The 26,030-nt window shown below is 35.1% G+C and carries 29 protein-coding genes; 23 read left to right on the top strand and 6 right to left on the bottom strand.

Annotated features, from left to right (window positions below; genetic code table 11):
- Window positions 1-90 precede the first annotated feature (90 nt).
- Window positions 91-1,188: an ionic transporter y4hA gene (locus tag SFA27_RS11915; protein ID WP_047375787.1), complete on the top strand. Its 1,098-nt coding sequence runs from the start codon at window positions 91-93 to the stop codon at window positions 1,186-1,188.
- Between the two features lie 41 nt (window positions 1,189-1,229).
- Here the strand turns inward: SFA27_RS11915 and SFA27_RS11910 are convergent, their stop codons facing one another.
- The 3 genes from SFA27_RS11910 to SFA27_RS11900 are packed head-to-tail and all read right to left on the bottom strand — an operon-like array spanning window position 1,230 to window position 4,703.
- Entirely contained in the window at window positions 1,230-3,497 is a 2,268-nt protein-coding gene (locus SFA27_RS11910; protein ID WP_407292189.1) for a glycosyltransferase, read from the bottom strand.
- Between the two features lie 45 nt (window positions 3,498-3,542).
- Window positions 3,543-4,571, bottom strand: coding sequence for a pesticidal protein Cry7Aa (locus SFA27_RS11905; RefSeq protein WP_407292186.1), 1,029 nt, complete (start codon window positions 4,569-4,571; stop codon window positions 3,543-3,545).
- Window positions 4,572-4,703: a hypothetical protein gene (locus SFA27_RS11900; RefSeq protein WP_255815204.1), complete on the bottom strand. Its 132-nt coding sequence runs from the start codon at window positions 4,701-4,703 to the stop codon at window positions 4,572-4,574.
- 164 nt (window positions 4,704-4,867) lie between these two features.
- On the opposite strand from SFA27_RS11900, the gene SFA27_RS11895 reads away from it, so the two are divergent.
- The 3 genes from SFA27_RS11895 to arr all read left to right on the top strand — a co-directional run bounded on the left by SFA27_RS11895 (window position 4,868) and on the right by arr (window position 7,307).
- Window positions 4,868-5,428, top strand: coding sequence for a helix-turn-helix domain-containing protein (locus SFA27_RS11895; protein ID WP_407292182.1), 561 nt, complete (start codon window positions 4,868-4,870; stop codon window positions 5,426-5,428).
- A gap of 281 nt (window positions 5,429-5,709) precedes the next feature.
- Window positions 5,710-6,507 (top strand): HAD family hydrolase, encoded by a 798-nt coding sequence (locus tag SFA27_RS11890; protein ID WP_264518019.1) that lies wholly within the window; start codon window positions 5,710-5,712, stop codon window positions 6,505-6,507.
- Window positions 6,508-6,872: 365 nt separating this feature from the next.
- Window positions 6,873-7,307, top strand: a complete 435-nt coding sequence (gene arr / locus SFA27_RS11885; protein WP_407298169.1) for an NAD(+)--rifampin ADP-ribosyltransferase — start codon at window positions 6,873-6,875, stop codon at window positions 7,305-7,307.
- 201 nt (window positions 7,308-7,508) lie between these two features.
- Here arr and SFA27_RS11880 read toward each other — a convergent pair whose 3' ends face one another.
- Window positions 7,509-7,973, bottom strand: coding sequence for a hypothetical protein (locus SFA27_RS11880; RefSeq protein ID WP_264518017.1), 465 nt, complete (start codon window positions 7,971-7,973; stop codon window positions 7,509-7,511).
- A 216-nt stretch (window positions 7,974-8,189) separates the two neighbouring features.
- Entirely contained in the window at window positions 8,190-8,873 is a 684-nt protein-coding gene (locus SFA27_RS11875) for a hypothetical protein (RefSeq protein WP_407292179.1), read from the bottom strand.
- Between the two features lie 386 nt (window positions 8,874-9,259).
- On the opposite strand from SFA27_RS11875, the gene SFA27_RS11870 reads away from it, so the two are divergent.
- The gene (locus SFA27_RS11870) at window positions 9,260-9,628 is read left to right on the top strand and encodes a hypothetical protein (protein WP_047375013.1); all 369 of its coding nucleotides are present in this window, start codon (window positions 9,260-9,262) and stop codon (window positions 9,626-9,628) included.
- Between the two features lie 41 nt (window positions 9,629-9,669).
- Here SFA27_RS11870 and SFA27_RS11865 read toward each other — a convergent pair whose 3' ends face one another.
- Complete coding sequence (locus tag SFA27_RS11865; protein ID WP_407292176.1) at window positions 9,670-10,308, bottom strand: hypothetical protein; 639 nt, start codon at window positions 10,306-10,308, stop codon at window positions 9,670-9,672.
- A gap of 154 nt (window positions 10,309-10,462) precedes the next feature.
- Here SFA27_RS11865 and SFA27_RS11860 point away from each other — a divergent pair, with 154 nt between their 5' ends.
- The 18 genes from SFA27_RS11860 to SFA27_RS11775 all read left to right on the top strand — a co-directional run bounded on the left by SFA27_RS11860 (window position 10,463) and on the right by SFA27_RS11775 (window position 26,006).
- The gene (locus SFA27_RS11860) at window positions 10,463-11,032 is read left to right on the top strand and encodes a C40 family peptidase (RefSeq protein ID WP_407292174.1); all 570 of its coding nucleotides are present in this window, start codon (window positions 10,463-10,465) and stop codon (window positions 11,030-11,032) included.
- A gap of 11 nt (window positions 11,033-11,043) precedes the next feature.
- Window positions 11,044-11,373, top strand: coding sequence for a LytTR family DNA-binding domain-containing protein (locus SFA27_RS11855; RefSeq protein ID WP_047375009.1), 330 nt, complete (start codon window positions 11,044-11,046; stop codon window positions 11,371-11,373).
- Window positions 11,374-11,481: 108 nt separating this feature from the next.
- Window positions 11,482-11,853, top strand: a complete 372-nt coding sequence (locus SFA27_RS11850; protein WP_407292172.1) for a DUF2255 family protein — start codon at window positions 11,482-11,484, stop codon at window positions 11,851-11,853.
- A gap of 277 nt (window positions 11,854-12,130) precedes the next feature.
- Window positions 12,131-12,742 (top strand): methyltransferase family protein, encoded by a 612-nt coding sequence (locus SFA27_RS11845; RefSeq protein ID WP_407292169.1) that lies wholly within the window; start codon window positions 12,131-12,133, stop codon window positions 12,740-12,742.
- 83 nt (window positions 12,743-12,825) lie between these two features.
- A complete protein-coding gene (locus SFA27_RS11840; protein ID WP_047375006.1) occupies window positions 12,826-13,638 on the top strand; it encodes a 2,3,4,5-tetrahydropyridine-2,6-dicarboxylate N-succinyltransferase in 813 nt (270 codons plus the stop codon).
- 29 nt (window positions 13,639-13,667) lie between these two features.
- Window positions 13,668-14,837 (top strand): glycosyltransferase 87 family protein, encoded by a 1,170-nt coding sequence (locus tag SFA27_RS11835; protein ID WP_047375004.1) that lies wholly within the window; start codon window positions 13,668-13,670, stop codon window positions 14,835-14,837.
- A gap of 5 nt (window positions 14,838-14,842) precedes the next feature.
- Window positions 14,843-15,772: a glycosyltransferase family 2 protein gene (locus SFA27_RS11830; protein WP_407292165.1), complete on the top strand. Its 930-nt coding sequence runs from the start codon at window positions 14,843-14,845 to the stop codon at window positions 15,770-15,772.
- Between the two features lies 1 nt (window position 15,773).
- Window positions 15,774-16,550 (top strand): polysaccharide deacetylase family protein, encoded by a 777-nt coding sequence (locus SFA27_RS11825; protein WP_407292163.1) that lies wholly within the window; start codon window positions 15,774-15,776, stop codon window positions 16,548-16,550.
- Complete coding sequence (locus SFA27_RS11820) at window positions 16,547-17,644, top strand: glycosyltransferase family 4 protein (protein WP_407292161.1); 1,098 nt, start codon at window positions 16,547-16,549, stop codon at window positions 17,642-17,644. The genes SFA27_RS11825 and SFA27_RS11820 overlap by 4 nt, the downstream gene beginning before the upstream one ends.
- A gap of 247 nt (window positions 17,645-17,891) precedes the next feature.
- Window positions 17,892-18,749: an ATP phosphoribosyltransferase gene (gene hisG, locus SFA27_RS11815; protein WP_264518009.1), complete on the top strand. Its 858-nt coding sequence runs from the start codon at window positions 17,892-17,894 to the stop codon at window positions 18,747-18,749.
- A 245-nt stretch (window positions 18,750-18,994) separates the two neighbouring features.
- Entirely contained in the window at window positions 18,995-20,269 is a 1,275-nt protein-coding gene (hisD, locus tag SFA27_RS11810) for a histidinol dehydrogenase (protein WP_407292158.1), read from the top strand.
- Between the two features lie 257 nt (window positions 20,270-20,526).
- A complete protein-coding gene (hisC, locus tag SFA27_RS11805) occupies window positions 20,527-21,552 on the top strand; it encodes a histidinol-phosphate transaminase (protein WP_047374995.1) in 1,026 nt (341 codons plus the stop codon).
- A gap of 2 nt (window positions 21,553-21,554) precedes the next feature.
- Entirely contained in the window at window positions 21,555-22,649 is a 1,095-nt protein-coding gene (gene hisB, locus SFA27_RS11800) for a bifunctional histidinol-phosphatase/imidazoleglycerol-phosphate dehydratase HisB (RefSeq protein WP_407292154.1), read from the top strand.
- A gap of 2 nt (window positions 22,650-22,651) precedes the next feature.
- The gene (gene hisH, locus SFA27_RS11795) at window positions 22,652-23,230 is read left to right on the top strand and encodes an imidazole glycerol phosphate synthase subunit HisH (RefSeq protein WP_407292152.1); all 579 of its coding nucleotides are present in this window, start codon (window positions 22,652-22,654) and stop codon (window positions 23,228-23,230) included.
- A 2-nt stretch (window positions 23,231-23,232) separates the two neighbouring features.
- The gene (gene hisA / locus SFA27_RS11790; protein ID WP_407298168.1) at window positions 23,233-23,955 is read left to right on the top strand and encodes a 1-(5-phosphoribosyl)-5-[(5-phosphoribosylamino)methylideneamino]imidazole-4-carboxamide isomerase; all 723 of its coding nucleotides are present in this window, start codon (window positions 23,233-23,235) and stop codon (window positions 23,953-23,955) included.
- Entirely contained in the window at window positions 23,948-24,700 is a 753-nt protein-coding gene (gene hisF, locus SFA27_RS11785; protein ID WP_407292149.1) for an imidazole glycerol phosphate synthase subunit HisF, read from the top strand. Before hisA ends, hisF begins: the two co-directional genes overlap by 8 nt.
- Entirely contained in the window at window positions 24,697-25,284 is a 588-nt protein-coding gene (hisIE, locus tag SFA27_RS11780; RefSeq protein ID WP_047374988.1) for a bifunctional phosphoribosyl-AMP cyclohydrolase/phosphoribosyl-ATP diphosphatase HisIE, read from the top strand. The genes hisF and hisIE overlap by 4 nt, the downstream gene beginning before the upstream one ends.
- 329 nt (window positions 25,285-25,613) lie before the next feature.
- Window positions 25,614-26,006, top strand: a complete 393-nt coding sequence (locus SFA27_RS11775) for a tetratricopeptide repeat protein (RefSeq protein ID WP_407292146.1) — start codon at window positions 25,614-25,616, stop codon at window positions 26,004-26,006.
- The last annotated feature ends 24 nt before the right edge of the window (window positions 26,007-26,030 follow it).

Here is a 26,030-nt window from a genome sequence, read left to right as displayed (position 1 = left end):
TCATTAATAAAACTGTTTTGAAAAGGAAAATATAAACCTGTTGATTTTTTCCAAAAGACAATTCAATTGTAAAAATTATTAATGCTTTTTATGAATATAAAAAAATATTTATGGATGTGGACGTTTTTGGTTCCTATCCTGGCGTGGTTCTCTTATGTCGGAAATTCTGTTTTTTCTTCAGGATATTACTCTGTGATTCTTGCCTTATTTTTGATGGGAAGCGTTTTAGCTGCGGTGTATCATTCTGAAGTCATTGCCCAACGTTTGGGGGAGCCATTCGGGACTTTACTTCTGGCATTTGCCATTACGGTCATAGAAGTAGGGCTTATTATTTCCATCATGATAGGAGCAAAAGGTTTAGAAACCATTACTCTTGCCAGAGATACGGTTTTTGCAGCAGTGATGATAATTCTTACCGGAATCATTGGAAGCTGCATTGTGATAGGTTCTTTAAGATATAGAGAACAAAGCTTTACTCTACAGGGGGTAAGTACTGCACTGATTACGCTTACCTCTGTTATTATTTTTGTGCTTATTCTGCCCAATTATACGGTAAGTCATCTCGGAGGTGAATATACTTCCTTCCAATTGCTTTTTATCGCCTTGATTTCTTTAGCGCTTTACCTTGGTTTTACCATGATCCAAACGCTTAGACACCGAAGTTTTTTCATTTCTCCACAAAATAAACTATCCGGAAACCAGCCTGTACAGAATAGTAATGAAATGATTTCCCGAAAACAATTGTATATCAGTTGTATATTATTGATTTTATCCCTGGGAATAGTCGTTTTACTGGCAAAGCTTCTTTCAAAGGATGTTGAACATATAGTTGTTTCAGTGGGTGCTCCAAGATCTCTTGTAGGTATTATCATTGCTGGTATTGTTCTCCTTCCGGAAGGATTGGCTGCATTCAGGGCTGCAAAAAGTGATGAAATTCAAACCTCATTAAATCTGGCTTTTGGTTCTGCTTTGGCAAGTATCGGGCTGAGTATTCCTGCGATTGCCATTATATCTGTAATAACCGGTATAAGAATGTCATTAGGGATAGATATCAAATCAACAATACTTTTGGGACTATCGCTTTTTATTATTACCGTTTCACTGGCAACGGGCAGAACCAATATCATGCAGGGAATTGTACTGATCGCTATTTTTTTAATTTACCTTTTTATTACTATAGTTCCATAAATTACCATGTAAATATATCTAAATATAGAGTAATTAAGGGGTTATTTTGGAAAACAGAGTCTTGCCATGAGATAGCTGACTGTTGATTCCGCTCCCTGGTTGAGATTAACATTTTTCTCTTCAAGGCCATCATAACATCCACCTGTTGCAGGGTTATAAATAATCTGATGTAAGTGATTCTTTCCTAAAAACCAACTAAAAGCATTCCTCATCATCTGCAAGTATTTTTCATCCTTAAAAACTTTATAGAATGTGGATAAAGCCAATATGGTATAAGCAACATCAATAGGCTGTTCACCACCAATTGTCTCAGGACTTTTAACCGTTTCTTTCTGCAGCCATCCATTGTTGGATATTACTTTGATGCCACCTTTAATAAAAATTTTGGAAAGTAAAAACTTGAATGATTCATTGGCAATCTGCTTATACATTTCGTTTTGGGTTGTAATCCATGCACACAATAAAGCCTCAGGGAGGACACTGTTTCCATAGGTAAGATAGCTTTCAAACCAATGCCAGTCTCTGTGTTTTTCATGCTGATACATTTTTACCAGTCTATTAGCCAGCTTTTTCAATAATGGAATATTGTTCTCAGAGTTTTGATAATGCAGTCCCTTTATGATAAAAGCCATTGCTCGGGTAGAATGGATGCTCTCAATAGATAAAAGACTTTTTTCAATGGCTGATTCTGCTTCATCATAAAACTCTTGAGGTAAAATATTCTTTATGGAAAGGAGGTATCCCAGTGCCCAGATAGCCCTTCCATTGGAATCTTCAAGATTGGTTTCATAATTCTGCTGAGCAAATTCCTTGTTTTGATTCACATAGTTAAGAAAACTACCATCCGGTTGTTGACAAAATTTAATAAATTTTAGATAAGTTGAGATTAAATCTAGGTCAGATTCATCTCTGTTCAGTTCGTAATGTCTGCAGGCTACAATCATAGCACGGGCATTATCGTCTAAAGTATACCCGGAATCTATATCAGGTTTATTGATTTTAGAAAACTGGATCATTCCAAAATCTGTTGTCATATTTTTGATATGGCTAAGATTGATGATGGGGAATGTATAATGTAATATCATGTTGTCTTTGCTGTGTTGTTGAAATAATAGGGCGTGCGAAATAGATGAATTCTCCCAGGCTGTGGGAGCCATTTTTTCCAAACTGTTTGAACGTAATTTTTCCTGTGTATTTTCATTTTTCAGTAATGTATTCACGGCAGCAGCGAGCTGTTTCGGAGTTTCAAAATCAATAATAATTCCCAGGTCTTCATTTAATACTTCTAAGGCATGTGGAATAGGAGTGGAGACAATAGGGCATCCACAACTAATTGCATAGGAAAAAGTGCCGCTTACCGCCTGATTTCTGTCTTTTGAAGTGAAAAGATAGATATTGGTAAGCTGAAGATATTCTAACAACTCCTCTAATGGAAGGTATTGATTAATAAAGTAAGTATGCTTTTCCAAATGGAGCCTTTTAATAGTATCCTGTAGAAAATCACGATATTTTTCACCTTCATGCTTAATAATACCAGGGTGCGTTTTTCCAATAATCAGAAACATTACATCCGGATTTTGGGCAATAATTTCAGGCAGAGCTTCTAAAGTGGTTTCAATATTCTTCCCGGACCCCAATAAACCAAATGTTGAAAGTACCTTTTTATCTTTAAATCCGTATTTCGTTTTCAGTGAAATTTTGTCGATAAATGGTAACAGGTGAGTTCCATGGGGGATCACTTTAATTTTCTCAGATAGAATATCATAGTCAACAGACAGGATGTCCGCAGAAATACCCGTCATTACAATAATAGATTTGCAGAAACTGCCGATTTCTTTTACTTTTTCTTTTAACTCCCAGTCTGGTTTTGGCAGAACTGTGTGAAAAGTAATGATGACGTCTTTCTCTAAATTTTGAAGAAAAAGCAGCAATCCGTTTTTGGCCTCAGTGAAAAATCCAAACTCATGCTGAAGCATAACCAGTTGAATTTTATCATTTTTGTTGATTTTATCAGCCAGCTCCAAATAAGAAATAGCATCGGATATATTTAAGCGATATTCAAGATTTTCTTCGTATCGATAATGCTCCTCTTCAGTTTCCATTGGACAGATGATGATGTTAAAAGATTCATTGAACTTTATCTGAAGAGATTTTATTAAATCCTGACAATACGTTGCAATACCACACACCTTAGGAGGAAAAGTACTTATAAAGATAATTTCAGGTTTATGATTAATTGTGTTTTTTCTATTTTGGACAGATCGTCTTTTTGTCTTTTCCTCCACATCTGATTTTATATTTTTATTCATGTTGATATCTATTTTAAAGTATGACATTCTGTATAGAATAGTCAGTTATGAAGTGTACTGTAGCAATTCCTTCAGCAATTCCGGGATATTTAAAGAAGCAACAGCAATTCTTTTATCTGCAGCTCCGTAGTAAATATGGAGTGTATCTCCTTCTGCAATGGCTCCGGTAGGGAAGCAGACATTGTTCACTTCTCCCTTCTGTTCCCATTCTTCTTCGGGTTTGAAAAGAGGATAAGGAAGTCTTGAAATTTCTTTTTCGGGGTTATCAAGATCAAGTAAGGCAGTACATGCACTGTAAACATACCCTTCAATGGTATCATGTACGCCATGATATATCAAAAGCCATCCATGCTCGGTTTCTATAGGGGGACATCCTCCGCCAATATAGCTTACTTCATGCTCATATAGGGGAGATAATACAATATGATCTTTAAAGTGAAGGAAATAATCTTTCCAGAAATCTGAATCCAGATCTTCAATGTTTTCTATACCTACAATTTGAATATCAGGTCTTATGCGATGAAGAAAATAAAGATTACCGTTAATTCTTCTTGGGAAAAATATCACATTTTTATCCCAGAGAAAGATGTCTTTATCCTTTGTATGAGTAGACGGAAGTTTGTTGAAACGTCTGTACTTTTCTGCTATTTCACCTTGGGATTCTGATAAAAATCTAAACTTGTTGTATGGAATTTTGGGAACAATAATGCCCCGTTTTTGCCATGATGTAAGATCCTCCGATACAGCAAGTGCTCCCAATGCATTAATCCCGTCATAACTGGTATAGGTAAGATAAAATAAATGATCGATTTTTACGATTCTTGGATCTTCAACACCATGTTTTTCGTATTCAAACTCGGGGATAATAACCGGATTGCTCAACCGGGTTTCTATAGTCTTATAATCTGATAGTATACAGTATCCGATACTGGAGAAATTATTCTTTGCAAGAGCCCTGTAAAATAAATGTATTTTTCCGTTATCCTTAATAACTGCGGGGTTTAAAACACCTTCACTCTCAAAGTCTAATGTCGTTTTTCTGAGTATAATTCCGTCTTTTTTCAGGGATACCATTTAGTTGCTGGTATTTTGGGCTTCGTTTTCCCTGTCTCTTCGTTTATTCATTTTTTCTTCCCGTTTCTCTTTTGCGGATTTCGCGGGTGGAGTTTTATCTGACTTCTTTTTTCCGTCTTTTTCTTTTGACATTGTGAAATATTTTTTGTTAACTGTAAATTTCAATCATTAAAAAAGGAAAGCTTTGCAATTGTCTTTCAATTTGTTGTATAAATCATAGATATTTTCGATTTAATAGAGTAACTTTGAGTAAACATCTGTTAATGAAATAATTGACAGTATAAATAGTAAGGGAGATGAAGTTGTATATAAAATATATGGTAAGTTTGCGCTGCAAAATGGTTGTTCATCAGGAACTGGAAAGGCTGGGCATTAAAAATGCTATTGTAGATTTGGGAACTGTAGAGTTATTGGAGGATATTAGCGCTGAACTAAGACAAATTCTGAAAGAAAACTTACTTAAAACAGGACTTGAGATATTAAATGACAAAAAGAGTATCCTGATAGAAAAAATAAAAAATGTAGTCATAGAAATGATTCATTATTCAGATGAGCTTCCAAAAGAAAATTTCTCAGATTATGTAAGTGAAAAATTAGGATATGATTATACCTACCTTGCGAATACCTTTTCTGAAGTGAAAGGTATGACACTCCAGCATTTTATCATTATCAATAAAGTAGAAAAGGTAAAAGAATTACTGCTGTATGATGAACTCAACCTTACAGAAATTTCTTATAAACTCAACTATAGCAGTGTGGCCCATCTCTCTAATCAATTTAAAAAAATCACAGGTCTTTCCCCTTCATTTTATAAGCAGCTGAAACAAAAGCGTTTGGGGAACCTGGAAGACCTGTAAAGTGTACCACAACTATTAAACAGTTATTTCCTGTGATTGAATATCCACATCATAATTTATTTAGAATTAACTGTTTTAATGGTGCTTTTCAGTTTTAATAATCTATCTTTAGCTCTAGAAATGGAGCCGAAAAAAGGTGTTTTCTTTATGAGATCATTAATTGATTTTTTCATTAAAGGAATTTGAATAAGTTATATTTATTGTTTTATATTCAACTGTATTGATTTTTCTATTAATGAATATCTGAGTTTGATCTGTTGTTTGTTCATTTGACCTGTATTATGAAGCATATTAAATTAATTGTTACCGACATGGACGGGACTTTTCTCAATTCCAGCCATGAAATGAGCCCTGAATTTTCAGATGTTTATAAGGAATTAAAAAAAAGAAATATTTTATTTGTACCAGCAAGCGGAAGGCAGATGCCCGGGATTACTCATTATTTCGGGGATATAGAGAGCGAGATCGGTTTTATTGCTGAAAACGGCGGTTATGTGATCTATAAAGATCAGGAACTTTTTGCTGATACCCTGGAGTATAAACATATTGTTGAGATCATAAAGACTGTTCGTGAAATACCGGGAGCTAAAGCGGTATTGTCAGCTAAGAAGTATGCTTATTATGAAACTGATGATCAGCAGTTCGTGGATTTTTTCTCAAAGTACTACACCAAAAATATGAAAAAAGATGATCTGACGGAAAAAATTGATGATATAGCCTTTAAAATTGCGGTCTATCATCCTGATGGTTCTGAAAAGCATCTTTATCCTGCTCTAAAAAAATTTGGAGACCTGGGTCTTGAAATTGTTATTTCCGGAGCGCATTGGCTCGATGTCATGAATAAAGATATCAATAAAGGGAATGCCCTGAAAATACTCCAGAAATCTCTGGGTATTTCTCCTGAAAACACGATGGCTTTCGGAGATTATATGAACGATATAGAAATGCTGAAGAATGCCAAATATTCTTACGCTATGAAAAACGCCCATCCCAATGTGAAGCAGATAGCTAATTTTGAAGCTTCTACCAACGATAGTTTTGGAGTATTGAAAACAATTAAGGATTACCTGCAAAACTGATATTTCCGAAATGATAAAAAGCTTATCTTCATTTGGAAATAAGTAAAATATAAAGCATGGAATTTTCACCTTTTAATAATGTTATCAAGCTTTGCCTTCAGGGGATGAGTATGGAGGATAAAGATATGCCTGAAGAAGCAATCAGGCTGTTTTTACAAGCCTGGGAAGAAGCCGAGGACGATCATGAAAAATTTCTGGCTGCTCATTATGTATCACGTCATCAAAAAACAGCTGCTGATCGTTTGAAGTGGCTTGAAACCTCTCTGGAGTTTGCTTTAAAAATAAATGATGACACGGTTAAAAGTGCATTACCCTCTCTTTATTTGAATATTTCCGGATGTCATGAGAATTTAGGAGATATGGAAATGTCAGAAAAGAACGCAGAACTTGCATTGTTATTAAAAAATCATCCTTCTGATAAAGGACCATTTTATCATGGAACAAAGGCCGATTTGCAGATTGGTGATCTACTGACTGCCGGCGGAATCTCAAATTATAAGTCAGAATTAAAAATGAATCACATCTATTTTACAGCTTTGATTAACGGAGCAGGGCTGGCCGCTGCTTTAGCAAAAGGCGATGGAGTAGAGCGTGTATATATTGTGGAGCCAACAGGTACTTATGAAAATGATCCCAATGTAACGGATAAGAAATTCCCCGGAAATCCTACCCGTTCTTATCGTTCCGAAATGCCTTTAAAAATTATTGGAGAGATTAAAGAATGGACAAAACCTAATCCTGAAGATCTTCAAAGGTTTCGTGAAAAATTAGATGACAGCAAAGGAGAGATCATCAACTAGACAGATTATTTGTCTTTCGTTTTCCTGTAATTTTATCAACTACTGTATTAATAATATAAAACAATAATAGCAATGAAAGTCATTGATTATGATTGTACGCATAAAGGGTGGGGTGAATATTTCATACATTTGGGATAAGTTTTTCATCCATCCAATAGTTTAGCCTCCAATGGGGCTTTTCTGTTGGATGATTTTAGCAAATCAATTAATAGGATGACGGATCGTTTGGTATTGTTTTGTAAATAGTTCAGGTGAAACCTTCATTTCCAACAATGATAAAATTCTATTGAACTGTCTTTTTAAATAAAAACCCTTATGAAGTTCCAGTGATTTTTTACCATAGTATACAATACAGATTGGGGTCTTATATTTCCCAACCATTTTCATATCTATTCCTGTAATATCAGTCCAGAGAAATTGATGCTGTCTCAAACCTCCTGTAAAGCGGATATCCTTATTTGAAATGATAAGTCTTAGCCGGGTATATATCAGCATACTAACAGCAATCAGTAAAAGTAATGGTACTAAAAAAATAATCTCCTGTGGAAGGTCTTTCTGCATGAGAAGACCAAATGCCGTCAAGACTAACAGAAGTCCGAAAACATAACAGATTATTTTTAACCATTGTGGTGAGGAAAAAGTTTCTTCAGTAAGTATCTGTTTCATATGATAATAGTACGATTTTTAAGTGATGTATTTATATTTTCGCTCTCACAAAAAATAGCATTGGTTATTTACAGCTTAAAATATAAACATTTTTAAAGTCTTTGATTGAATATGAAAATTAAAACAATTATGTTAAGCGGAAAGGTTTGAGTCCTGGATAAAAAAACAGCCACAATTGAATTGTGACTGTCTCTTTTTGAAATCAAATATCGAGTATTATAAAGATCTGGAACGGGCAATGTTGATAAGATACACAAGATGTGCAAACATGTTCCGTTTTACAGACTCTACTTTTATATCTCCGGTGGTCTGATTGATCGTAGTTACAAGATCAGTATTACATTGACCATTGAAGTTACCACTTCCTAAATAGTTCACAGTATTGGCAGTTGGATAAGAAATTCTCGGATAATCCGGTGCGGTCTGATTGGCAACAGCAGTTGTTCCGCTGAACCCTTTATTGTCGACATATCGGGCTGTCCAAGTACCTAAAAACTGCCCGTTACCTGTATTGATACCCTGTCCTACAATGATTTGGGTGTCTACAGGATTGGTAAATCCGGTACAGGATGTGTAATGATTTAAAGAAACCGTGCAGGAAGAAGCGTTATCAGTAGGTTGAAAACATTTTCCTTCGTAAACGGTGAACCTTTGTTCAGTGGAAGAAGTAGAAGTGTTCAATAAAGCTTTCGGAGCGAAAATTTCTTCAGGAGATATAAGCATTAAAACTCCTTGTGCATCCGCCGCAACAATTTTTTTTTCAGCATTTGAAAGTCCTCTTACTCTTACCAGGCCATTGACATCTAACGTTTGAGTAGGTGTAGATGTGTTAATCCCAACCTGGGCAATCAAATTCCCACAAATAGCAACTGCTGCCAAAAAGAATGTTTTTGTTTTCATGTTATTTTTTGAAAAGTTTAAATTTTTCACTAATATAGGAAATAAGTTTAAAATAGGGGTAGAAATAACCCGAAATCTAATATAAACTAATTGTAAACGGATATTGAATAGATTAATATCAGGTTTCAGGGATCACTTTTTAAATAACTCAAAATTTATACACCTTGTATTTGTTTGAAAAATATTTGTATTTTAGCCGAAATATGTTGCTTTTTAATAAACATATTGGACGCTAATTAAAATTCAGATAATTTGAATGAAAAAATTAGTAGATTTGCACGGAACAAAAAAATAATAAATATTAAGCACTATTCTCTGTGACGGATTTTTTAGGAGGGAAGTACATAGAGAATAACAGGATTTTAGGTTATAAAACTACTGAAACTATGAAGAAACTTTTTTTACTTTTATTAACGGCGTTTTTATTTATCGGCTGCAGCTCTAATGATGATACGATCTATGATTATGTAGGAACATGGTCAGGTTCTTATGAAGGAAATGATAAAGGAGTTTGGAACTTCGTGGTAGATGAGAGTGGTAAAGTGGTAGGAACAATGCATTCCGATGTTAATAATGAAAACTATAGTATTACCGGCAATTTAAGTGAGACAGGAGATCTTAACGCAAGAGTAGGACTTCCTTCACAAGGAGATTTTAAAGGAACGTTAACGACAGAAAAAAAAGGAAACGGAAACTGGTCCAACTCACTTCCTACACCTGCAAAGTCAGGGAGCTGGAAAGGAGAGAAGAAATAAAATAAGAAAGTCTGCAGAATCTACTGCAGACTTTTTTTTATTTAAACAAATCCCATGTGGGTAATATTATCATTTTCATTTTTCAATACTACAAAATAGAGCAGAAGATCATCCTCAGAAAAATACTTTTTAAAAGGTCTTTGCTGTTGCTGATTCCAGTTGACTATTTCTTCATTACTTTCTACGCTGTAATTTTGAGAATCTAATTTCAAAGTTAAAATCACTGCAAGGTCTGATGTACAACGATCATTTTTATAAAGAACCTGACCTTCAATTCTTATACAATCCGAAACATTATTAACTGTGCCTAGTTGAAATTCTCTCAAAAGTTTTTTTCCTGCTTCAGTTTTTAAACCATTTTCAACTGTTCGTTTTCCCCTTCCGGAAACCATATCCAAATCTTTGATTGCAGTCATAACCTTTGCGAACTTCTGGTAGAGGAGGGGATCACCTGCTTCTTTAATATATACTTCCAGACTTTTCCGGATTATCTTCCCAATTTTGGAGCAGTGCCCGAATTCAGAACTGTTCTGTCTTACTTTCTCATACGACGGACTTTTTTTAAAAGCAACTTTATTGAACCCGCTTTTCTTCCGAACCACATTTTTACCGTTCAGATTATAAAATACAAGGTCGCCTACAGCACCCGTGATTGTAATAAGACTTTCATATGTTGCCATATCTTCAAAATAGAGATCAAATATACCAATAAATACTTGAAAACAAAATTTTAACATATATTTATAATATAGTTGTAGTATAGTTATATTATAATTAAAATATAAAATGTATATTTGTAATGTGTTTTGTTAATTAATTATAAATCAGAAGAGTATGGGAACGGAATTATTTCGACAAAAAATGAAAATAAAGCAGATGGTTGTTGTACTGGCAGCATCTGTTTTTGTAGTTTCCTGTGGATCCTCCAAAAGTGCTACAAATAAAAAATCAAATACGAAAACAGTTGCTAAATCTGAGAACCTCAGAAAACTGGATTCAAAATTTGATGGCAACGTATCGAGGTCTATCAGTGATATTCTGAAGGATGCTGAAAAATACATCGGAACTCCGTACAAATTCGGAGGAAATACATCATCAGGATTTGACTGTTCCGGATTTACTGTAAAAGTATTTGAAGAAAACGATTTCAACCTTCCAAGAAGATCTTCTGATCAGGCTGAAGCCGGGAAAAATATTGATATCAAAGACGTAAAACCCGGTGATCTTTTGTTTTTTGCAACCGCAGGAGGAAGCAGAGTCTCTCACGTAGGAATTGTTCATGATATTGGTCCTGACGGAGAAGTAAAGTTCATCCATGCCTCTACCTCAAAAGGAGTAATGATTTCATCCCTGAACGAAAAGTACTGGAATAAGGCCTATCTTCATGCCCAAAGAGTGCTGTAAAATATTTTTAAATGATAGAGAACCGGACGTTTGCCTTTATTAAAACAGATAAAAAGCTGGTCAAGCTTTTTTTTAAAGATATTAATGTCATCAAAGGTCTCGGAAATTATGTAGAAGTTCATACCACAAATCATAAAAAATATATTTATTACAAAACATTGAAAGACCTCATTGAAAGTCTGCCGGAAGAATTTATGAGGGTTCATAATTCATATATTGTCAATCTTACCAATATAGAGTCTTTTGAAGACAATCATCTTATATGCGGCGAATTAAAGATTACCGTGGCCAAAAGCTATAAAGACTGTCTCAATTCCGCTCTCAATAAAATGATGCTTTAAAACTCATCCACATCAGAAAGAGAGTCATCCACATTCTATTTCTTACCCAGCGCATAAAAAAGTTTTTATTTCTGTTTTCTTATTCTAGTTTTACCCAAAACTTATAGAATGAATAAAGAAAATGCATTATACTACATCAAAACGAATACTATTATCGGAATAAAAGCAGGACAGAAGAGATCTGAGTTTCTGGAAATCTGGATGGTTGTTGTCCAGGATAGAGTATTTGCAAGATCATGGGGACTCGCCGAAAGAAGCTGGTACAATACATTTTTAGAAAATCCAGACGGAGAGATCCAATGTGGTGAAACGATTTATCCCATAAAAGCTCTGATTCCACAAGATATCAATGACCTTACTGAGGAAATTAATGAAGCATATTTGACAAAATATAATACTAGTCACAATATTCCATATTCACAGGGGATTATTCAGGAAAAGCATATTGCGAAAACTATGGAGTTTATTATTCTGGATTAAACAGGAATTAAAATATTCAATAGGAACGGATTAATATCCTGAGTGTAGACGAAGGGAGCCCGTTCAATAAAAAGCAAGAAATCAACCGGCTTTACAAAACTTATTTAATTATATTCTTTAATCATTTTTTAACCACCCCGTCAAAAATTCTTTGAATTTTCGCCACCCCTCCGGAGGAGGGGAATTTTTATGTTTCCGTTTGTAATCTTTCTACCATTCATCATTGCAATAGCATTGCATTATGAAACTTAGGAAATTTGCCTAAAACTATAATCCTATGGCAGATTTTATCCGATTTTTTATTCCTTTATATTTCATACTTTTTTTTATCATTTCCTTTGTTGGTATTAGTTATAAAGTAGCCAGACAGATTGGCAAAAATCCTAATGTTCTTCCCAAAGATGATTCTGCATACGGTCTGGTAGGGTTTTATTTTAAGCTGATTTTGTTTGCTTTGTTTATGTATACAATACTTCTTTTATTTTTTCCGGAATATATGTACGATGCATTTAAAATCAATATTCTGGAATATGACTTTTTTCATTACATAGGATTTGTTTTAATGATTGTTGCTTTGGTTTGGGTTATTCTGGCTCAACTGCAAATGAAAAATTCCTGGAGGATCGGAATTGACAGTACAACAAAAACAGAATTGGTTACTCATGGATTATTCAGGATTTCAAGAAATCCTATATTTTTGGGAATGACCATCAGCCTTGTCGGGTTTTTTCTTGTTTTTCCTACTGTCATTGCTTTTTCTTTTCTACTGATGGGAAATGTTTTGATGCAGATTCAGATCAGGCTTGAAGAAGAGTATCTCATAAAAGAGCACGGAGAAATCTATCTGACTTATAAAAAGAGGGTGAATCGTATGCTGAGCCTTTATTAAAAGCATAATGTTAAAAACCGTTTTGCTGAACTTTTTTGTATCTTTGGCCGGTATAATTTTTCAAACTAATTTAAATAAGAAACATGTCGTTACAACAAACTATTGAAAACATTTGGGATAATAGAGAATTATTGCAGAATGAAGACAGCCAAAAGGCGATCAGAGAGGTTATTTCTTTAGTTGATAAAGGTGAACTTCGTACTGCAGAGCCTACAGAAAACGGATGGCAGGTAAATGAATGGGTGAAAAAAGCTGTAGTAATGTATTTTCCAATCCAGAAAATGGAAACTATTGAAGTAGGCCCGTTTGAATTTCATGATAAAATGCCTTTGAAGAGAAACTATGCTGAAAAAGGGGTGAGAGTTGTACCACATGCAGTGGCGAGAGAAGGTGCTTACATTGCTCCTGGTGTTATTTTAATGCCATCTTATGTAAACATTGGTGCTTACGTAGATTCGGGAACAATGGTAGATACTTGGGCTACAGTAGGAAGCTGTGCACAGATCGGTAAAAACGTTCACCTGAGTGGTGGTGTGGGTATCGGTGGGGTATTGGAGCCGTTACAGGCTGCTCCAGTAATCATTGAAGATGACTGCTTTATCGGTTCAAGATGTATTGTTGTGGAAGGTGTTCACGTAGAAAAAGAAGCCGTATTGGGTGCAAATGTAGTATTGACAGCTTCTACAAAAATTATCGACGTTACAGGAGATACACCTATCGAAATCAAAGGAAGAGTTCCTGCACGTTCTGTTGTAATCCCTGGAAGCTATACAAAACAATATCCGGCTGGAGAATATCAGGTACCATGTGCATTGATCATTGGTCAGAGAAAGGAATCTACAGATAAGAAGACATCTCTGAATGACGCATTGAGAGATAATAATGTAGCTGTTTAGGATTAATATTGTAAGCTAATACCACAATCTTGAAAGAAAAATTCCTTAAAATACTATTAAACCCTAAATATATATTTGGGGTTTATCTTATTATATCGGTTGTTACAGCAATTTCCAAATACCTGAGAGGAGATTATGCGATTAATAATTACCTGATTTTTAAAAATGTATTCTTTAATACGATTCATCAGAAAAATTTATTTATCCATTATCCCGATCTTTATTTTGATTTAAATCATTATGGCGTATTTTTCAGTGCATTGATTGCACCATTTGCCATGATGCCGGATTGGCTTGGAATCTCACTTTGGAATATTGCCAATACTTTTATCTTCATCTATGGTATTTATAAACTGCCGTTTTCAGACAGTAAAAAAGCAATTTTCGGACTGCTTTGTCTTCAGGAATACATTACAGCGGCTTTAAGTTTACAGTTCAATGTAGCGCTGACAGGCCTTTTGCTGTTATCTGCAGTATACATTTACGAAAGAAAAGAAGTAAAATCTGTAACTGCCATTTTAATAGGAATATTTGTGAAAATTTACGGAATTGTAGGATTGACACAGTTTTTCTTCATTAAAAACAAAACTAAATTTATTCTTTCCGGAGTAGCGATTGCAGTATTGTTTTTCGTCCTTCCAATGGCGTATTCAAGTCCGCAGTTTGTGATTCAGTGTTATTCAGACTGGTTTCAGTCTATCGTAGAGAAGAATAATGAAAATCAGGTATTAGGAAATATGCAGGATATCTCGCTGATGGGCTTTGTAAGAAGAGTCTTAGGAGATGCATCCATTTCCAATCTCGTGTTTTTAGCGGGTGGATTACCACTTTTTGCCTTACCTTATATCAGAATTAAGCAGTATAAGCACTATGCTTTCCAATTGATGATTCTGGCTTCAACATTACTGTTTTTGGTATTGTTCAGCTCCAGTTCAGAATCTCCAACTTATATTATTGCAGTTGTAGGAGTCCTGATCTGGTTTTTCCTTCAGAAAGAAAGAACACCGCTTATTATAGGATTGCTTGTTTTTGTCATTATTTTCACTTGTTTTTCGACTTCAGATCTATTCCCGAAATTTGTAAAAGAAAACTATATCATCAAATATTCATTAAAAGCTGTACCTTGTATTGTGATCTGGTTGAGAGTGACTTATGAGCTCCTGACTAAAGATTTTGAGAAAAATTACAGCCTGAATTAATAAATATGAAGAAAATTTCAATTGTAATTCCCGCCTATAACGAAGAAGGAAACGTTGCTATGATCCATCAGAAAATTAAAGAAGTTTTCGATGGTTTAAGCAGCTATGACTTTGAAATCATATTTGTAAATGATGGTAGCAGAGACAATACCCAGCAAAAACTAGAAGACCTTTCCAGTCAATATGATGAAGTAAAATTCATTGAGTTTTCGAGGAACTTCGGCCATCAGCCAGCCGTAAAAGCAGGAATGGATAACGCTCAGGGAAATGCAGTTATTTCGATGGATGGAGATCTTCAGCATCCACCGGAGCTTATTCCGGAAATGATTCAGAAATGGGAGGAAGGCTATGATGTGGTTTTTACTTTCAGGACTTATCCAAAGGAAATATCTTTCTTTAAAAGAAAAACATCAGATTTATTTTACAAGCTTTTATCAAGTTTGTCAGACGTTAATTTGACGAAAGGAGGCGGCTCAGATTTCAGATTACTGGATGCAAGGGCAGTGGATGTAATGAGAAACTTTAATGAAGATGACTTATTCCTTAGAGGACTGACAAGCTGGATGGGGTTTAAACAGATAGGAATTGACTTTACCGCCGCAGAAAGACTTTCAGGAAAAAGCAGTTACAATCTTAAGAAAATGTTCACTTTTGCCTTTACAGGAATCACTGCTTTCAGTGTGAAACCTCTTTATCTGGCAGCATACCTTGGATTTTTATTCTCGGCACTTTCTGTGATCGGATATGGAACGTATGTGATTCATTCCTTTATTGCCGGAACTGAAATATCAGGTTGGGCATCCTTGATTATGACTATTGTTTTCTTTGGTGGACTTCAGCTTATTATCTTAGGAATTATGGGAATTTATTTAGGTAAAATATTCAAACAGGTGAAAGACAGACCTAATTATATTATTAAAAACAAAAATTTTTAGAATGGTTTTATTGAGTTTTGATATTGAAGAATTTGATATGCCATTAGAATATAAGGGTGAAATTCCCTTTGAAAAGCAGATTTCAATTTCACAGACAGGATTAGAGAGAATACTTGATATCCTTAAAAAATACAATGCCAAAGCTACTTTCTTTTCCACGGTAGTTTTTGCAGAAAACAGCAGACACCTTATCGAAAGGTTATTAAATGAAGGTCATGAACTGGCTTCTCACACGTGGTTTCATTCAGAATTTGAAAACAAACACCTTAAGGAATCAAGAGAAAGGCTGGAAGAATTATTTTCTACAAAGGTTACCGGATTAAGAATGCCGAGAATGATGCCTGTGAACGAAAAAGAAGTGGAAAAAGCAGGATATTCTTACAATTCCTCCATCAATCCTACGTTTTTGCCGGGAAGATATAATAATTTAAAAGTGTCCAGAACTTATTTCAAAGAAGGAAATGTGACTCAGGTCCCGGCTTCGGTTTCACCCAATTTCAGAATTCCTTTGTTTTGGTTAAGTTTTCACAATTTTCCTTTGTTTTTGTACAAAAAACTGGCTTCGGACAGTTTGAAAAAAGACAAATATCTGAACATTTATTTCCATCCATGGGAATTTGCAGAAATCAAAGATGAAGCCTTTAAGCTTCCTGGATTTACGGTAAAAAACTCAGGAAAAGATATGGTAGAAAGATTTGATTCATTTGTTGGATGGCTGAAACAAAAAGGACATACATTCGGTACATTTCAGGAATTCCAAAAACAGATACAACGATGAAGATTGCCTTTGATGCAAAACGGTTTTTCCACAATACCTCCGGTCTGGGAAACTACTCGAGAGATCTCGTAAGAATTCTTTCCGAATACGAACCGGAGAACGAATATCTGTTACTCAACAAAAACAAATCGGAGAGAGGAAAAGATATTCTGGAACGCCCAAATGTTCACTTTATTGAAACCTCAAAAGGAAATTTGTCACGCCAGCTGAAAATGGGTAAAGATGCCCAAAAACAGGGAGTTGATATTTTCCATGGATTATCCGGTGAACTTCCCTTAAAATGGGATCCAAAACCTATTAAAAAGGTTGTTACTATCCATGATCTTATCTTTGTAAGATATCCGCAGTATTATTCTTTTTTTGACAGGAAAATCCATTTCTGGAAATTTAAAAAAGCCGCTGATACGGCTGATAAAATTATTGCTATTTCAGAACAGACCAAAAGAGATATTATTCAATATTTAAAAATTCCTGAGGCTAAGATTGAAGTTATTTATCAGGGATGTCATCATGCTTTTAAAGAACAGCAGCCACCGCAACTGATGATGGCTGTAAAAGAGAAGTTTAAACTTCCCGAAAGATTTGTACTTAACGTTGGTACTATTGAAGACAGAAAAAATCTTCTGAATGTTGTAAAAGCGATTAATGGTACAGAAATTCCTCTTGTAGTAGTGGGAAGAAAGACTAAATACTATCAGAAAATAGAACGTTTCTTGAAAAAGAACAAAATGGAAAAGCAGGTATTGTTCCTGGAAGGAGTTTCTATGGATGAACTTGCCTGTCTTTATAAACTGGCAGATATTTTTGTCTATCCAAGCTTCTTTGAAGGCTTTGGAATTCCTGTCATTGAAGCACTTTTTTCCAAAACGGTTGTCGTTACCAGCAATACAAGTTGTCTGCCGGAAGCCGGAGGAAAAGACTCTATGTATGTGAATCCTGACAATGATCTTGATATCCGGGCCAAACTAAAATTTCTCTGGGAAAATGAATCCGAGAGAAAACGCCGTGAGGAAAAGGGTTTTGAGTTTGTTCAGAAGTTTAATGACGAGCCAATTGCTGAGGAGCTGATGAATTTTTATCAAAAAATTATCTGAAAAAACTTTGCATTTTAAAAATAAATCCTACATTTGCATCATAATTCAATACAATGAAACCAATATTTTTAGCATTACATCATTACTATCATCATCTCTGTTAGGCGGAATTGATTGATATAAGTATGTGCTAAAATCAAAAATAATTAAAACCGTCTGAGTAAATAGGCGGTTTTTTTGTTTCCTGAATTCTTCTCAGAAATTTCAATAAATCAGTTTTTATTTGCTCGGACCCAAAAAAGGCAAAATGAGTAAATTAAAAATTGCAATCCAAAAAAGCGGCCGGCTTTACGAAGAATCTCTACAGCTTCTCAAAGACTGCGGAATCTTTGTCAACAATGGTAAAGACCAACTCAAAGTTTCAGTAGATAACTTTCCGATGGAAATCATGTACCTTCGGAACTCAGATATTCCGCAATACCTGGAAGACGGAGTAGTGGATGTTGCTATTCTTGGCGAAAATCTCCTGATTGAAAAAGGTAAAAATATCACCACCATCCAGAAACTTGGTTTCTCAAAATGCCGTGTTTCACTGGCTGTTCCCAAAGAAGTAGAAACCGACGAAATCTCCTATTTTCAAGGTAAAAAAATTGCTACCTCTTATCCTAATACGCTCAAAAGCTTTTTAGAAAAAAAAGGAATTGTATCAGATATTCACGTTATTTCAGGTTCTGTAGAAATTGCTCCTAATATTGGCCTTGCAGATGGAATTTGTGATATTGTAAGTTCCGGAAGCACATTATTCAAAAACGGATTAAGAGAAACGGTCACTTTGCTGAAATCGGAAGCTGTTTTGGCTCAAACTCCCCAATTATCGGCTGAAAAAGAAGTCATTCTTGAAAAATTCGTATTCAGAATTAAAGCTGTTTTAAAAGCAAAAAATTCAAAATATATTCTGATGAATGTCCCCAATGAAAAAATTCAGAAAGTAGCTGAAGTTCTTCCGGTATTGAAGAGTCCTACAGTCATCCCATTGGCAGAAGAAGGCTGGAGCAGTATTCATTCTGTTATTGATGAAGAGCGCTTCTGGGAAGTCATTGACGAACTGAAAGAAAATGGTGCTCAGGATATTTTAATTATTCCAATTGATAAAATGGTTATTTAAAAAATGATAATGGTGAATGTTGGTTAACACGAAGACGCAAAAAAATAAAAATTAAGACTGTTGTAAGGCGCAAAGATTTTATCTGCGATAAAATTGAATACCGTATAAATATTCACATACTTGCTGAAAATCTTAGATTTTCTTGCGCCTTAAAAAAGATATATGAATTAAAAACTTTGCGCCTTTGCGTTCAAAAAAAATTGGGACATATAGCTTAATGGTTCAAAAAATATTAAAATAATACAATGAAAATATACAGATATCCCACACAGAGTACATGGAAAGATTTGGTAAAGCGTCCTGTTTTGGAACAGAAAGAAATTTCAGGCCTGATCGCAGAAATATTTACAGAAGTTGATAAAAACGGAGATAAAGCTTTAATAGAATTCAATAGAAAATTTGACAAAGCAGATACCCAAAAAATAAAAGTTTCTGATGCTGAAATTCAGGAGGCAGAAAAGCAGATTAATGATGAACTGAAACAAGCCATTAAACAGGCGAAAGAGAATATTTCAACATTTCACGCTTCTCAAAAACAGGAAATCCAGAAAATTGAGACTACGAAAGGAGTGGTTTGCTGGCGCGAAAATCGTGCTGTAGAAAAAATTGGAATTTATATTCCGGGAGGAACTGCTCCTTTATTTTCTACAGTACTGATGCTTGCGGTTCCAGCGAATCTGGCCGGATGTAAAGAAATAGTCCTTTGCACGCCACCGGATAAAAATGGAAATGTCAACCCAGCAATTCTTTATGCAGCAAAACTTTGTGGCGTTTCGGAAATCTTTAAAACAGGTGGAGCACAGGCTGTTGCTGCTATGACTTTTGGAACAGAAAGCATTCCCGCTGTTTATAAAATTTTTGGACCGGGAAATCAGTTTGTAGTAGCTGCCAAAGAATATGCTCAGCGTTATGGAATAGCTATTGATATGCCAGCCGGACCAAGTGAAGTTCTTGTCATAGCTGATGAGCAGGCTGTTTCTGAATTTTGTGCTGCAGATCTTCTTTCACAGGCGGAACACGGGAGTGATAGTCAGGTTGTTTTTATTACGACAGACCTTAAAGTATTTGAAGAAACAATAGAGGCTGTTGATAAGCAGATCAGAGACTTACCAAGAAATGAATTTGCAGCTCAGGCTTTGGGTAACAGCTCTTTTATTTTAGCGAATTCGTTGGAAGAAGCCCTTGAGTTTAGCAATCTTTATGCTCCGGAACACCTTATTCTGGCAATTAATGATTTTGAAAAATATATCCCTATGGTTCAGAATGCAGGCTCTGTTTTCCTTGGAAACTATTCTTGTGAGAGTGCAGGAGATTATGCCAGCGGAACGAATCACACTCTTCCTACCAATGCTTATGCGAAGAATTACAGTGGGGTGTCCCTGGACAGTTTCGTGAAAAAAATAACATTCCAGCACCTTTCAAAAGAAGGACTTCAGAATTTAGGAAAAACAATAGAACTCATGGCAGAAGCAGAAGGACTGTTTGCCCACAAAAATGCAGTCTCGATAAGATTAAAATAATAATTGTTGGAAAACGCAAAGAGGCAAGAAGAATATAATTGGAGCACGTGTTAAGACGCAAAGATTTTATCTCCGATAAAATTGAATAATGCATATAAAAACACAAAATAAAATTCAGACCCTTGCTGAAAATCTTTGATTTTCTTACGCCTAAAAAACATAAGATGAAAAACTTTGCGCCTTTACGTTTATCAAAAAATGAATCATTAAGAAAATAACTTAAAGGTTAAGAAAAGATTTAAAATAAAAGAAGTACAATGAAAAATAACAGTATCAAAACTCTGGTAAGAGAAAATATATTACAATTACAGCCCTACATCAGTTTCAGAGATCACAATGAATTCAATGCTCCCGTTTTGCTGGATGCCAATGAAAGTCCATTCGGGGAATGCAACCGCTATCCGGATTCTACTCAGAAAAGGCTTAAAAGCAAGCTTGCAGGGCTTAAAAATGTTTCATCCTCACAGATTGCCATAGGAAACGGAAGTGATGAGCTGATAGACCTTATCATTAAAATTTTCTGTGAGCCTAAAAAAGATGCCATTCTGATGATGAATCCTTCCTTTGCGATGTATGGTTTTTATGCAGCAATTAACGAGAATAAAGTTTTGAAACTGGATCTGGATGAAAACTTTGAAATTGTAAAAAATAATTTTTTAAAAGCTGCAGAAGATCCTTCATTGAAAATTTTCTTTTTGTGCTCACCCAATAACCCTACGGGAAACAGTGTAGATGATATTGAATTCTATATTCAGAACTTCAACGGAATTGTAGTGGTAGATGAAGCATATATTGAATTTTCTGGGAAAAAATCAAATCTGGAACTTTTAGATCAATATTCTAATTTAATCGTACTGCAAACATTTTCTAAAGCATGGGGAATTGCCGGAGCGAGAGTAGGTATGGCTTACGCATCTGAAGAGATTATCAGCCTGATCAATACGGTAAAAGCACCATATAATGTGAATGTTTTAAGCCAGGAACTTATTTTAAAGACTTTGGATGAAGAAAACAGACTTCAGGGAAATGTGAATCTTATTTTGGAAGAGAGAAAATGGCTGAAACAGCAGTTTGAAGGAATTGCATGCATTTCTAAAGTATTTTCAACGGATGCCAATTTCTTCCTGATCAGAATGGAAAATGTTGATTCAGTATATGCAAGAATGTTGGAAGAGGAAGTTTTAACCAGCAGAAGAGATCCTGCTATTCCGGGATGTATCAGAATCAATGTAGGAAATCGTGCAGAAAATGAAAAATTAATTAACCTTTTGAAAAGTATTTAACAATGAAAAAAGTACTCTTTATAGACCGTGACGGAACACTAATTATTGAACCGCCCACAGATTTTCAGGTAGACTCCCTGGAAAAGCTTGAGTTTTATCCCGGGGTTTTTCAAAATCTTTCAAAAATTGTGAGTGAGCTGGATTATGAGTTGGTGATGGTAACCAATCAGGATGGATTGGGAACGGACAGTTTTCCCGAAGAAAATTTCATAAAACCCCATGAAAAAATGTTGCAGGCATTTGAAAATGAAGGGATCATTTTTAGCGATATTTTAATTGATAAAAGCTTTGAATCCGAAAATCTTCCTACCAGAAAACCTGGAATAGGAATGCTGGGAAAATACATTTATGGGAATTATGATCTTGAAAATTCTTATGTAATTGGTGATCGAAGTACTGATGTGCAACTTGCTAAAAATCTTAAGTCTAAATCTATTTATCTTAATCAAAACTTAAATAGTGAAGCTGAGCTGTCAACAACAAAATGGTCAGAGATTTATCAGTTCTTAAAATCAGGAATGCGAAAGGCTAAAGTCTCCCGTAAAACCAATGAAACAGATATTGAAATCGAGGTCAATCTTGATGGAAACGGACGATCAGATATTTCAACAGGGCTTCACTTTTTTGATCACATGCTGGATCAGATTGCAAGACACGGAAATATGGATCTTACCATAAAAGTAAAAGGAGATCTTGCCGTAGATGAACACCACACTATTGAAGATACAGGGATTGTGCTGGGAGAAGCCATTTTAAAAGCATTAGGAAAGAAAAAAGGCATAGAAAGATATGGTTTCCTGCTTCCGATGGACGACTGTCTTTCTCAGGTGGCTATTGATTTCGGCGGCAGACCATGGCTGGTTTGGGATGCTCCGTTTAAAAGAGAAAAGATAGGAGATGTACCTACGGAAATGTTTGTTCACTTCTTTAAATCCTTTACAGATGCTTCAAAATCCAATCTGAATATCAAAGCAGAAGGAGATAATGAACACCACAAAATTGAATCCATCTTTAAAGCCTTTGCAAAAGCCGTTAAAATGGCAGTGAATCAATCGGATGCTAATTACAGTTTACCTTCTACAAAAGGAAGTTTATAAATATGATTGCTATAATAAAATACAACGGTGGAAATGTGAACTCTGTCCAGAATGCCCTCAACAGACTGAAAGTAGATTCTGTTATTACCGATGATCCCAAACAGATTTTAAAAGCTGACAAAGTGATCTTTCCAGGCGTAGGAGAAGCTTCATCCACCATGAAACTACTGAAGGAAAAAGAGCTTGATCTTTTGATTCCTAGCCTTAAACAGCCTGTTTTGGGAATATGTCTGGGCATGCAGCTGATGTGCAAGGGAAATGAAGAAGGAGAAACCGAAGGAATGGGAATTTTTGATATCAATGTCAGAAAATTTCCGGCAAAAGATATCGTTCCGCACATGGGATGGAATACTGTTTCAGGGCAGGCTTCGGCTCTGTTTTCAGGAATTGAAAAGAACAGTGATGTTTATTTTGTTCACAGTTATTATTGTGAGCTTTCGGACTTTACAACTTCTGTCTGTGATTATATTCTGCCATTCAGTGCTTCACTACAGAAAGATAATTTCTATGCAGTACAGTTTCACCCTGAAAAATCAGGAATTGTAGGAAATCAGATCGTTAAGAACTTTATAAATTTATAATGATGAAAATAATTCCGGCTATTGATATTATCGACGGTAAATGTGTCCGTTTATCAAAAGGAGATTACAGTACAAAGAAAATATACAATGAAGATCCTGTAGAAGTGGCAAAAGAATTTGAGAGTTTCGGCATTCAGTTTCTTCACCTGGTGGATCTGGACGGGGCAAAATCAAAGCATATTGTGAATCAGAAAGTTCTGGAAAATATTGCTCATTCTACTTCGCTGCATATAGACTTTGGAGGAGGCTTAAAAACTAAGGAAGATATTGAAACGGCCTTTAATTCCGGGGCAAAACAGATTACCTTAGGAAGTATTGCTGTTCAGAATCCTGAATTTTGCTATGAAATGATTCAAAAATATGGTGCTGAGAAAATTATTCTGGGTGCTGATTGTGAAAACAGGAAAATTAAAACCTCAGGATGGCTCGAAGAAAGTGATAATGACATCATTGATTTTATTCTTCAGTATCAGGAAAAAGGAATACAAACCACCATATGTACTGATATTGCAAAAGACGGAATGCTGGAAGGTCCGTCAACAGGGCTTTATATTGAGATTTTATATAAAACGTCCGTTCAGCTGGTAGCAAGTGGAGGAATCTCAGGGATTGCTGATGTGTATAAAATGAAAGATATCGGCTGTGCGGGGACAATCATCGGAAAAGCAATTTACGAGGGAAAAATAAGCTTACAACAACTTCAAAACTTTATTGAAAATGCTTAAGAAAAGAATTATTCCATGCCTGGATATCAAAGATGGAGCTACGGTGAAAGGGATCAATTTTGAAGATCTTAAAAATGCAGGAGATCCTGTAGAACTTGCCAAAAAGTATGAACTGGAAGGGGCCGATGAGCTTGTTTTTTTGGATATTACCGCTACTATTGAGGATAGGAAAACCTTTATAGAACTGGTCAAGGATATTGCAAAAGAGCTTAGCATTCCTTTTACGGTAGGAGGAGGAATTTCGTCTGTAGAAGATGTGAGAAAGCTTTTAGAGGCAGGTGCAGACAAGATCAGTATCAATTCCTCAGCGGTAAAAAACCCAGGACTTATTTCTGATTTAGCCAAAGAATTCGGAAGCCAGTGCGTTGTCGTGGCTATTGATACAAGACAAGTGGGAGATAAGGATCTGGTTCACATCAAAGGAGGAAGAGAAGCTACCGAACTCTCTACAGTAGAATGGGTACAGGAAGCAGCACGTTTGGGGGCAGGAGAAATTCTGCTGACTTCGATGGATGGTGATGGTACAAAAAATGGTTTTGATCTCAGGATTACAAAGCTGGTTTCAGAAACGGTCAGCATTCCGGTGATTGCTTCAGGTGGTGCAGGTACTGCAGATGACTTTGTTAAAGTATTTAATGAAACAAAAGCTACAGGAGGTTTGGCAGCCAGTATTTTCCATTTTAATGAAATAAGTATTCAGGATTTAAAACAACAGTTAAAAACTCAAAAAATAGAAGTACGATGAACATAGATTTTAATAAAGATAACGGACTTGTTCCGGTAGTTATTCAGGACAGCAGAACGCTGCAGGTTTTAATGCTGGGCTACATGAACGAAGAAGCTTTTGAAAAAACAAAAAAGGAAGGTATTGTTACTTTTTTCAGCCGCTCTAAAAACAGACTCTGGACAAAAGGTGAGGAGTCTGGGAATTTCCTGACTGTAAAAAGTATTGATATAGATTGTGATCAGGATACCATTTTAATTAAAGCTGTTCCTAAAAATGTGGTCTGTCATACGGGAAGTTTCAGTTGTTTCGGAGAAAAGAATGCTAAAGGGTTTCTGTATGAGCTTGAAGATAAAATCTCTCAAAGAATAGACACCAAAGCTGAAGGTTCTTATACCTATTCGCTCTACCAAAGAGGAATGAATAAAATGGCTCAAAAAGTAGGAGAGGAAGCCGTAGAACTTGTGATTGAAGCAAAAGATAATAACGAAGAACTTTTTAAAAATGAAGCAGCAGATCTTCTGTATCACTTCCTGATTTTATTAAAAGCAAAGGGTTTTTCACTGGAAGAAATAGAGGAAGTTCTTCAGAGCAGGAATAAATGAGCCCTTTCAAATCCATTAAAAGCTTTTAAGTTTAAAATTAACTATTGAGAATGTTCATAAAACACTTATTTTAGGGATTTTAAATGTTATTAATCATCACAAAAAAAAATGAAATAGATCTTAGGCATTTGGACAACTATTTGTATCATACCATTTATATATTTTCTGTTTCAGGATACATCTGCCAAAGGAGTTAGTATTACAGACTTAAAGAATACTTTTTTAATTTTTGCGGCAGGGCTATCATTAATTTATGTGTTAAAAAAAATAACCAGGTTTATAGATCAATCTTCTAAATCATGACTTCGTTATAAAAAGCTAAAAATCTAATGGACAATGGGCAATATATGCCTGCTGTTACAATATTGCAAAAATTAAATGGATTATCTCCAAAATCTGAAAATTACAGATTATTATTCATGGTGAATTGCTGGTTTCAATTGGGAGAATATGATTGGGCAATTGACATTGCCGAAAGGTTATTACAAGTGGATAAGCACAATGAATTTGCTTCTCAGATAAAATATCTGTCCTATTGTGAACTTAAAGATTTTGATAAAGCATTGGAAGAGATTATTCATTTTTTGTCATATAATGAAGCTGATCTTTATAAAATAACGCTGGAGGAATTATTGAAAGATATTAGAGATGGCTTTATTAATGAAGAGGCTATTGTTTCTAAAGTCAAAGAATTGGCATTAAAAAATAATTGTTTAAAATGAAAAACATTTAAACACGCTCATCTA

It is taken from the genome of Chryseobacterium sp. HR92 (genome assembly GCF_045689405.1).
Lineage (GTDB): Bacteria > Bacteroidota > Bacteroidia > Flavobacteriales > Weeksellaceae > Chryseobacterium > Chryseobacterium viscerum_A.
Note: the sequence above shows the minus strand (reverse complement) of the source record. Positions and strands in the feature narration are given on the sequence as shown.